Below are 9,055 nucleotides of genomic sequence, written 5' to 3'. Positions count from 1 at the left end.
GGCTCGCTCCGCGCGCTACCGCTCCACCTCCGGCCCGGCGCTGACGGTGATCGCCCGCGACGGGCAGAGGTGGGCGGCCTGCCGTACCCGGTCCCGGAGTTCGTCCGCCACCTCCGCCGTGAGCAGCCGGACGGTGCCGTCCTCGTCCCGCTGGGCGAAGACCTCGTCCGCGGTGATCACGCACATCCCCGAGCCGATACAGCGCTGTCGGTCCACCGTCACCCGCATGGTTCTCCCTCTTCTCCGTTCGTTTCCGGTTCCCGGGCCCCGCCCGGGACGCTCAGCGCGGGAGCAGCCGCACCGGCAGGGAGCTGTAGCCGTTGAGGAAGGCGGACCGGATCCGGGCGGCCGGCCCGGTCACCTCCACGCCGCGCACCGTCTCGGCCAACACGCCCAGCAGAGCCCGTAGTTCGGTCCGGCCGAGGAAGGCGCCCAGGCAGAAGTGGGCGCCGTGGCCCAGCGCGACGTGCTTGTTCGGGGAGCGGGAGAGGTCGAAGGAGCGCGGCTCGGCGAACGCCCGCTCGTCGTTGTTGGCCGAGATGTTCCACAGCGACACGATGTCCCCCGCCCGCACCCGCCGGCCACCGATCACCTGGTCGCGGGTGGCCGTGCGGGCGAAGTGGAACGCGGGGGTGGCCCAGCGCAGGGCCTCCTCCACGGCGGAGTCCAGGCTCACCCGGCCGTCCCGGAGCGCCCGCCACTGCGCGGGGTTCTCGGCCAGCGCCTTGACCGTGCTGACGGCGGAGACCCGTGAGGACTCGTCGCCGCCGATGATCAGGCTGTAGCAGTTGAGCGCGATGTCGTCCAGGCTCAGCGGTTCGCCGTCGACCAGGCCGGTGGCGAGCGTGCTGATCACGTCCTCGCCCGGGGACTCGCGCCGCTGCTGCGCCAAGTCCATGAAGTACAGCACCAGTTCGTTGCGGGATTCGAGCGAGTCGAGCTCGTCCGCCCCGGTCAGCGCGCCCTTGCTCCAGCGCAGCAGGTCCGGCCGGTCCGCCTCCGGAACGGACAGCAGGTCGCAGATCGTGTTCATCGGCACGTGCTCGGCGACGTCGGTCGCGAAGTCCACGGTGCCCGCGTCGAGCGCGGCGCCGACCAGTCCGGCGGTGCGCCGCTCGACCTTGCGGGCCACGGTGTCGAGGACCTTCGGCGACAGCGCCCGCCACAGCAGCGCGCGCAGCCCGCGGTGGCGGGGGCGGTCGGTGACGGCGAGCATCCGGCCGCCGGCCGAGTCGTCGCCGCGCAGGAGCACGTCGAGCACGGTGCCGCGGCCCGAGGCGAGCGCGCCGGCGGCGCCGTAGCAGGCGACCACGTCGGCGTACCCGGCCACCACCCAGAAGCCCGGACGGTCGGCCGCGGCGGCGTGCCAGTACACCGGCTCGCTCGCCCGTACCCCGGCGAAGAACTCGAAGGGATCGTGCGCCAGGAAGGTGCGTGAGTCGGTCAGGTCGAGCGAGGCGGTCACGGTTCGGCTCATCGTCCACAAACCCCACGGAAGACGGGAAACGCACTGCGTGCAGTGCTCGGCACGGGCCCGGTGACCGGATCCTCACAGAGCCCCGAAGCGGCCCGCGCCAGTTGTGTCGGATCTCTTTCAGTTGTGTCAGAACTCTTTCGTGGCCGGTCCGGTCAGGGAGGAAGAGCCGAAAGATTGCGGACACCTGCCGAAGCACCCGCACTCCGAAGCGGAGGAGTTCCGTCATGCTTCGTACTCGCCGCGACCACTGCCTGCGGGCACTGGTCCGGGCGCCCGCGGCCACGGCACGGCTGGTCTGCCTCCCGCACTCCGGCGGCAGCGCGGCCGGCTACGGTCCGTGGTCCACCGCCCTCCCCCCGACCGTCGACCTGCTGGCCGTGCAGTACCCCGGGCACGGCGACCGCTTCGGCGAACCGCCGTCCACCGACGTCCGCGCGCTGAGCGCGGAGCTGGCCTCCGAACTGCTGCGCCTGCCGCCGCTTCCCACCGTGCTGTTCGGGCACAGCCTCGGGGCCCTCGTCGGCTACGAGACCGCCGTCACCCTCGGCACCCTGGGGCGCCCGCCGGCCGGCCTGCTGGCCTCCAGCTGCCCGCCGCCCGGCCGGGCCGGGCGGATCCGGGCCGCCGGACTGTCCGACGAGGTCCTGTGGTCCCTGATCCGCTCCCTGGGCGGCATCGACCCGGACCTCCCCGAGGAACCGGAGGTCGCGGAGGCCGTCCTGCCCGTCCTGCGCGCGGACCTCACGGCGCACGAGCAGTACCGGGTGGAGCCGAGGACCGCGCCGCTGGCCTGCCCGGTCCGCTGCCACCACGGCACCCAGGACCCGCTGGTCGACCGCGCCCTGGTCGCCGAGTGGGCGGCCGTCACCACCGGACCGTTCAGCCTCCTCGAACGCGAGGGCCACCACTTCCACCTGTTCCAGCACCCCGAGGGCGTCCTCGCCGACCTCGCCGCCTTCCTCGACGCGGTGACCGCCGACGCGATGACCGTCGACGCGGCGGCCACCGGCGCGGCGACCGCCCCGGCACCGCGCCTCCCCGACCCGAGCACCGCCGTCCCGAGCACCGTCGTCCCGAGCACCGCCGACCCGGGCACCTCCACCCCGGGCATCCCCACCCCGCGCCCGGCGCGGGCCCTCTGATGCGGAGCTGACCATGACCGAAGCCGTCACCGAGACGATGACCGACCTGACCTACTCCACCTATCTCCGGATGGACACCCTGCTCTCGCTCCAGCAGACCCGCTTCCCCGAGTCGACCGACCGGAGCGTGGCCCTGGCCGAGCACTTCTTCATCGTCGCCCACCAGTCCTGCGAGCTGTGGCTCAAACAGATCGTCGCCGACCTGCGGCTGGCCCGGGACCTCCTGAACGCCCCCGGCGACCCGGCCGGCGGAGCCGAGGACGGGGTCGAACTCCTCCAGCGGGCCGCCGAGTTGCTCCGCGTCCTGCACGAGCAGGTGATCGTCCTGGAACGCCTCCCGCTGCGGCACTTCGTCCGGTTCCGGCCCTACCTCGGCACCGCCAGCGGCGCCCAGTCGCAGCAGTTCCGGGTGCTCGGCCGGCTGCTGGAGGACGGCCCCGAGACGAGCGAGCTGTACCGGGCGTTCCTGGCCGACGCCGACCGGCAGGGCCTGAGCGCCGCCGACGTCTGCCGCCTCGGCGTCGCCTGCGGCGGCCCGCACCGGGTCGCCGAGGCGCTGCTCGACGTGGGCAACGGCTACTGGCGCTGGAAGGTGGCCCACCTGGGCCTGGTGACCAAGATGGTCGGCGGGCAGCAGGGCACCGGCGGCACCTCCGGGGAGGACTACCTGCTGCACCGGATCACCCTCCCGTTCCGCGACCTGCGGCAGCTGCGCGGCAACCCGCACACCGAGGTGCTCGCCACCAGCCCGGTGTAGCGCCCTGCCTCCCATCACCCGAAGTCCGTAGGAGCGACCGAGCCATGCTGCACGTCGACGTGGCATCCATCACCGCCCGCCAGCGCCAGCGCCTGCTGCTGTGGAGCGTGGTCCCCCGGCCGATCGCCATGGTGAGCACGGTCTCCCCCGGCGGGGCCGTCAACCTGGCGCCCTTCTCGTACTACACCGCCGTGGGCTACTCCCCGATGGCGCTGCTCTTCTGCGCCGGCCGGCGGGCCGACGGCACCGAGAAGGACTCCTGCCGCAACGCCCGCCGCCCCGCCGAGGGCGGCACCGGGGAGTTCACCGTCAACGTCCTGATCGAGAAGCACGCCGAGGCCGCCACCACGACGGCGACGCCGCTCCCGTACGGCGAGTCGGAGTACGACCTGGCCGGGCTGCGCGCCCTGCCCGGGCACGCGGTCCGCTCGCCGCGCATCGACGGCTCGCCCCTCGCCTTCGAGTGCCGCACCTCCTCGGTGGTGCCGGTCGGCGACCACTTCGTGGTCATCGGGGAGGTCGTCCACGTCGTCGCGGAGGAGGGGCTGGTCGACGAGGCCGGCTTCCACCTCGACCTGGACCGGCTGGGGTCGGTCGGCCGGATGGGCGCCGCCGAGTACGTCCGCACCCTGGACCGCTACGCCGTCGGCGGCTGACACCCGTCCGGCGGGACCTCGGCCCCCGGCCGTCACCTCCTCCGCGCCCGAACCGTTGCAGCAACGGGACGCCCGGCAGTGCCGGACACGGCCCCGGAACGGTCGGGCGAGGCGTGAGGACGCGGCTGGTGAACGTCTACGAGGCTGTGGAGACCCGTCGGGCGGTGCGGGGGTTCACCGACCAAGCGGTGCCGAGGGAGGTGCTCGAACGGGTGCTCGCGGCCGCGTCCCGCGCCCCCTCCGGCGCCAACCTCCAGCCCTGGCACACCTACCTGGTCACCGGGGAGCGGCTGGAACGGCTCAAGCGGCTCGCCGTCGCCCGCGCCTCCTCGGGCGACCAGGGCGACGACCCCGAGTTCGAGATGTACCCGCCCGAGCTCAAGTCCCCCTACCGGGAACGGCGCCGGGAGGCGGCCGAGCAGCGCTACCGCGCCTTCGGCATCCCCCGCGAGGACAAGGACGCCCGGCAGCGGGCGGTCGTCCGGAACTGGGACTGCTTCGGCGCGCCCACCGCGCTGTTCTGCTACATCGACCAGTCGATGGGACCGGCCCAGTGGGCCGACCTCGGGATGTACCTACAGACCGTCATGCTGCTGCTGCGCGCCGAAGGGCTGCACAGCTGCCCGCAGATGGCCTGGTCCGTCTACCACCGCACCGTCGCGGACGTCCTGTCGCCGCCCGCCTCCCTCGTGCTCTTCTGCGGCCTCTCCGTGGGCCACCCCGACCCGGCCGCCCCCCGCTACCGGGTGGGCCGGGCCCCGCTCGACCAGACGGTCACCATCCTCGACTGACCGCTCCCGACACCGCCCTGCCCCTGCCCCTCCACCTCCACCTCCACCGTCCGACGGCCCCACGTCCGACGGCTCCACCGACGTAACCGCGGAGGCGACCTCCCGTGCCCGAGAGCCCGGCCCCGACGCGCATACCCGGCCGCGCCCCCGTCCCCGTCTACCGGGGCATGGACCGCGCGGCCCTCGACCGCCAGTACACCCCCAGCCACCGCGTCCCCGACCTCCGGGCCTACCTGGACCGCTACGCCCGGGACAGCGCGGACGCCCGCCGCCGCCACCCCGTCCTCACCGACCTCCCGTACGGCCCGCACCCGGCCGAGACCCTCGACTACTTCCCCGCCCCCGACGGCCCCGACGGCCCGCCCCCGCTCCAGGTCTTCGTCCACGGCGGCAACTGGCAGGAGCTGTCCAAGGACGAGTCCGCCTTCCCCGCGCCGCCGCTGCTCCGGGCGGGCGCCGCCGTCGCGGTCGTCGGCTACGGCCTGGCCCCCGCCACCCGGCTGGACGACATGGTCGCCATGGTCCGGCGCGGCGTCCACTGGCTCCACCGCCACGCCGACGCCCTCGGCTTCGCCCCCGACCGCCTCCACCTGGCCGGCCACTCCGCCGGCGCCCACCTCGCCGCCATGGCCCTGCTCCCCCGCGTCCCCGGCACCCCCCGCCACGGGCCCGACGTCTCCGCCGCGATCGCCGGCGCCACCCTGCTGAGCGGCATGTACGACCTGGAACCGGTCCGCCTCTGCTACGTCAACGACGCGCTCGCCCTCGACCCGGCGGCCGCCCACCGCAACAGCCCGCTGCACCACCTCCCGCCGCGCCTGCCCCCGGTCGTCCTCGCCCGCGGCGCCGACGAGACCGCCGAGTACGCCCGCCAGCACGCCCTGATGGCCGCCGCCCTACGACCCCGCGCCGCCCTCACCGACCTCGTCGCCCCCGCCCACAACCACTTCTCCCTCCCCTACGCGCTCGCCGCCCCCGGCTCCCCGCTCGGCGCCGCCGTCCTGGCCGGACTCGCCCGCGGCGGGCCCCGGAGCGTTCCGGAAGGCCGTTCCAGGCGGGAGTGAAACCGCAGGTCGGAGGGGGTGGAACCGTTCCAGCGTCCCGACTCGGACGGAAGGCCTGGCGGACCGGTCGGACGGCGGACCAGAGTGCTGCCCAGCGGTCGGCGCCGACGGCCCGCCGCCCGGTCCACTCCTTCATCCGCATCCGTTACGGGGGAACCTCCATGTCCGCTCGCCGTGTCCTGTTCACGCCCGCCGCCCTCGCCCTGGGCGCCGCCCTCACCCTGACCGCCTGCGGGGCCGACGGCGGCGGCGCGGCCCAGCCCGCGAAGCCCGACCGGAGCTCCCAGACGGCCGTGGCCGCTTCCCCCGGCACCGCGGCCGACCCGGCCGCCCCCGGCGCTCCCGGCGCTCCCGCCGCCCAGCCGGCCGCCGCCGCTCCCGGCCCCGGCACCCCGTCCGCCGCCGCGCCCACCGGCACCGCCCGCCCCAGGAACCCCGTGGTCCCCGCCACCGGGGGCACGGCCGCGGCCGGTGGCGACGAGGCCTACGCCTACACCCACCCCTGCAAGGCCGACAAGCTGACGGTCAGGGTGACCACCCGGGCCGGGGCGCCCGACCAGCGGGTGATCGAGGTGCACAACCAGGGCGCCGCCTACTGCGGCCTCAGCTACTACCCGCTCGTCGCCATCGGCAAGGCGAACGCCGCCGACCGCGGCCCCGGCGTCACGCCGCTGGTGCCGGGCGGGCTGGGCGGCCCCCCGGCCCACCCGCTGGCGCCCGGCAGGAGCACGTACGCGGTGGTCGACCTCAACCCCGGCAGCGGCGGCTCGGGCGACTGGGACCAGCTGAACGTCCTGGCCGACGACGGGATGCCCAACGCCGACCTCCGGACCTTCCCGCTCGGCGCCGGCGCGAAGGTCGGCAAGCAGCCGAAGCTCGGCCTGTACCGGGAGAACGTCGCCGACGCCGCCGCCTCCGCGGCCACCGCCGGCCAGGGCTGACCAGCACCGTCGCCCTCCCCCCGCCTCCCCCCTGCTCCGGGCCGCCACCCGCGGTACCGGTACCGTGAGCCGCACACCGACGGCATCGCGGACCGGGGCCGGGGTGGGGGAAGGGCAGCACATGAGCAGGGAGACCGAGGAGTTCGCGGCGATGCTGCGCGAGCTCAAGGAGCGTTCGGGCCGCAGCTACGGCGCGCTCGCCACCCGGCTGCACGTCAGCACCTCCACCCTGCACCGCTACTGCAACGGCGCCGCCGTACCGACCGAGTACGCGCCGGTGGAGCGGCTGGCCCGGGCCTGCGGGGCCCGCGCCGAGGAACTCGTCGAACTGCACCGCCGCTGGATCCTGGCCGACGCGGCCCGCCGCCGGGAGGCCCCCGAGCCGGTGGCTCCCGGGCCGGTGGCCCCCGAGCCGGTGGCGGCCGCGCCGGACGCCGTCGCACCGGTGGCGGCCGTACCGGACGCCGTCGCGCCGACCGGGCCGGACGAGGAGGTGAAGACCGTGGACCCCGCCCCCGCCACACCGCGCCGCCGCGGCCGGGTGCTGCTGAGCGCCGCCGCCGTGGCCGTGCTGGCCGCCGTGGTCTCCGCCGTCGTCCTGCGCGGCACCGGCGGCCGGACGCCGGACGCCGCCGCCCCCTCGCCCACCGCCCCGGTCGTCGCCACCACCCCGCCGACGGCCGACGCCCCGCCCGCGAGCCCGTCCACACCCCCGTCCGCGACCGCCCCGGCCTCGGTGGCCCCGGCGGCCCCGGCGGCCCCGGAGGACCTCCCCGCCCCGTTCACCGTCCGGGTCCTCAACAACAACTGGGGCTCCGCCTGCGACCAGTGGTTCCTCACCCCCCGCTCCCCCGCCCAGGTGACCCCGCCGCCGTCCTCCTCCGGCCGGATCGACAACTGGGCCTCCTCCCAGCGCCTCGTCCCGGCCGGGCACCTGCGGATCGAGCTGACCGCCCTGGGCGCGGACACGGACACCGTCGTGCTGAACACCATGTACGCCCAGGTGGTCAGCGCCCGGCCCGCCCCCAAGTGGAACGCCTACACGCCCGGCTCCGGCTGCGGCGGCGGGCTGGAGCCGGCCTCCTTCGCGGTGGACCTCGACGCGGCCGCGCCGCATCCCGTTCCCGTCCCGGGCTCGGAGGGCGAGCGGAAGACCGGTACGACGAACTTCCCCTACCGGATCTCCTCCAAGGACCCGCAGGTGATCGACGTGGACGCCACCACCCGGTCCCAGGACGTCAGCTGGTTCCTCGAACTGGTGTGGACCGGCAAGGGCCGGAGCGGCACGATGCGGGTGGACCTCGGCGACAACCAGCCGTTCCGCACCGTGGGCATGCACGACGCGCCGAGCTACTTCCACGACGGCAGGGCCTGGGCCCCGGCCCCGGCCGAGGGCTGAGCGGGCAGACGGCCCCTGGCCTACGTCAACGGTGTCGGCATAACCTCGGGCGCATGACCGACCGCGTAGTCCCCGAACCGCAACGGCGGCGCCGCCGCCCCACCAAGCAGGGCGTGGTGCTGTCCGCCGAGCTGATCGTCGACACCGCGATCCGGCTGATCGGCCGGCACGGCGCCGAGGCGCTCACGGTACGGCGGCTCGGCGCCGCGCTCGGCGCCGACCCGAGCGCGGTCTACCGCTACTTCCACAGCACCGACGACCTGCTGCTCGCCGTCGCCGACGAGCTGATCGGCCGCGCCCAGCACGACTGGCGGCCCACCGGCGACTGGCGCGCCGACCTGCGCGCCATCGGCCTGCGCATCCACGCCAGCTACCAGGCCCACCCCCAGGCCGCCATCCTCGCCGCCCACCGCACCACCGGCCGCACCCACGAGATCGCCGCCGTCGAGACGATCCTCGGCGTCCTGCGCACCGCGGGCTTCCCCGACCCGGAGGCCGTCCGGATCTACCACGCCTTCGTCGACCAGAGCCTCGGCTTCGCCGCCCTGGACGCCGCCACCCTCGCCCTCCCGTCCGCCGCCCAGAACGCCGACCTCCAGGTCTGGCAGGCCTCCTACGCCCGGCTCGACGCCGCCGACCACCCCCACATCGCGGCCACCGCCCACCTGCTCACCGCCGACATGCGCCGCAGCGGCTACCCGTACGCCCTCGATCTGCTGCTGGAGGCCGCCGAGGCCCGGCTGCGGGCGGCCGAGGCCGGGACGGCCGGCGCCTGAGCCCCCCGTCCACCGGGCCCCATCCGCCGAGCCCCGTCCACTGCCCCCCCGC

At 75.5% G+C, this 9,055-nt stretch carries 10 protein-coding genes; 8 read left to right on the top strand and 2 right to left on the bottom strand.

Features of this window, described 5'->3' with window-relative positions:
* Positions 1-15: 15 nt before the first annotated feature.
* Together ACFU6K_RS21160 and ACFU6K_RS21155 are read right to left on the bottom strand one after the other, a co-directional pair.
* The gene (locus ACFU6K_RS21160) at positions 16-228 is read right to left on the bottom strand and encodes a ferredoxin (protein WP_380665193.1); all 213 of its coding nucleotides are present in this window, start codon (positions 226-228) and stop codon (positions 16-18) included.
* A 52-nt stretch (positions 229-280) separates the two neighbouring features.
* Complete coding sequence (locus ACFU6K_RS21155) at positions 281-1,477, bottom strand: cytochrome P450 (RefSeq protein ID WP_380665191.1); 1,197 nt, start codon at positions 1,475-1,477, stop codon at positions 281-283.
* Between the two features lie 224 nt (positions 1,478-1,701).
* Between ACFU6K_RS21155 and ACFU6K_RS21150 the strand changes: the two genes are divergently transcribed.
* From ACFU6K_RS21150 to ACFU6K_RS21115, 8 genes are all read left to right on the top strand, one after another.
* Complete coding sequence (locus ACFU6K_RS21150) at positions 1,702-2,619, top strand: thioesterase II family protein (protein WP_380665189.1); 918 nt, start codon at positions 1,702-1,704, stop codon at positions 2,617-2,619.
* A gap of 13 nt (positions 2,620-2,632) precedes the next feature.
* Positions 2,633-3,376, top strand: a complete 744-nt coding sequence (locus tag ACFU6K_RS21145) for a tryptophan 2,3-dioxygenase family protein (RefSeq protein WP_380665187.1) — start codon at positions 2,633-2,635, stop codon at positions 3,374-3,376.
* Positions 3,377-3,420: 44 nt separating this feature from the next.
* Positions 3,421-4,032 (top strand): flavin reductase family protein, encoded by a 612-nt coding sequence (locus ACFU6K_RS21140; protein ID WP_380665185.1) that lies wholly within the window; start codon positions 3,421-3,423, stop codon positions 4,030-4,032.
* Positions 4,033-4,160: 128 nt separating this feature from the next.
* On the top strand, positions 4,161-4,823 hold the full coding sequence (locus ACFU6K_RS21135) for a nitroreductase (protein ID WP_380665182.1): 663 nt from the start codon (positions 4,161-4,163) through the stop codon (positions 4,821-4,823).
* Between the two features lie 104 nt (positions 4,824-4,927).
* Entirely contained in the window at positions 4,928-5,887 is a 960-nt protein-coding gene (locus tag ACFU6K_RS21130; RefSeq protein WP_380665179.1) for an alpha/beta hydrolase, read from the top strand.
* 161 nt (positions 5,888-6,048) lie between these two features.
* Complete coding sequence (locus ACFU6K_RS21125) at positions 6,049-6,828, top strand: hypothetical protein (protein WP_380665177.1); 780 nt, start codon at positions 6,049-6,051, stop codon at positions 6,826-6,828.
* Positions 6,829-6,949: 121 nt separating this feature from the next.
* Complete coding sequence (locus tag ACFU6K_RS21120) at positions 6,950-8,227, top strand: helix-turn-helix domain-containing protein (protein WP_380665175.1); 1,278 nt, start codon at positions 6,950-6,952, stop codon at positions 8,225-8,227.
* A gap of 53 nt (positions 8,228-8,280) precedes the next feature.
* Positions 8,281-9,003, top strand: coding sequence for a TetR/AcrR family transcriptional regulator (locus ACFU6K_RS21115; protein ID WP_380665173.1), 723 nt, complete (start codon positions 8,281-8,283; stop codon positions 9,001-9,003).
* Positions 9,004-9,055: the final 52 nt, after the last annotated feature.

This window comes from Kitasatospora sp. NPDC057512 (assembly GCF_042802135.1).
Lineage (GTDB): Bacteria > Actinomycetota > Actinomycetes > Streptomycetales > Streptomycetaceae > Kitasatospora.
The sequence above is the reverse complement of the archived record's forward strand: the minus strand, read 5'-3'. Positions and strand labels throughout refer to the sequence as shown.

Bases quoted from the DNA above. Each gene is read 5' to 3' on its own strand.
- ACFU6K_RS21125 (WP_380665177.1), top strand. From the start codon at position 6,049: ATGTCCGCTCGCCGTGTCCTGTTCACGCCCGCCGCCCTCGCCCTGGGC.
- ACFU6K_RS21160 (WP_380665193.1), bottom strand. From the start codon at position 228: ATGCGGGTGACGGTGGACCGACAGCGCTGTATCGGCTCGGGGATGTGC.
- ACFU6K_RS21150 (WP_380665189.1), top strand. From the start codon at position 1,702: ATGCTTCGTACTCGCCGCGACCACTGCCTGCGGGCACTGGTCCGGGCG.
- ACFU6K_RS21120 (WP_380665175.1), top strand. From the start codon at position 6,950: ATGAGCAGGGAGACCGAGGAGTTCGCGGCGATGCTGCGCGAGCTCAAG.
- ACFU6K_RS21140 (WP_380665185.1), top strand. From the start codon at position 3,421: ATGCTGCACGTCGACGTGGCATCCATCACCGCCCGCCAGCGCCAGCGC.
- ACFU6K_RS21155 (WP_380665191.1), bottom strand. From the start codon at position 1,477: ATGAGCCGAACCGTGACCGCCTCGCTCGACCTGACCGACTCACGCACC.
- ACFU6K_RS21145 (WP_380665187.1), top strand. From the start codon at position 2,633: ATGACCGAAGCCGTCACCGAGACGATGACCGACCTGACCTACTCCACC.
- ACFU6K_RS21115 (WP_380665173.1), top strand. From the start codon at position 8,281: ATGACCGACCGCGTAGTCCCCGAACCGCAACGGCGGCGCCGCCGCCCC.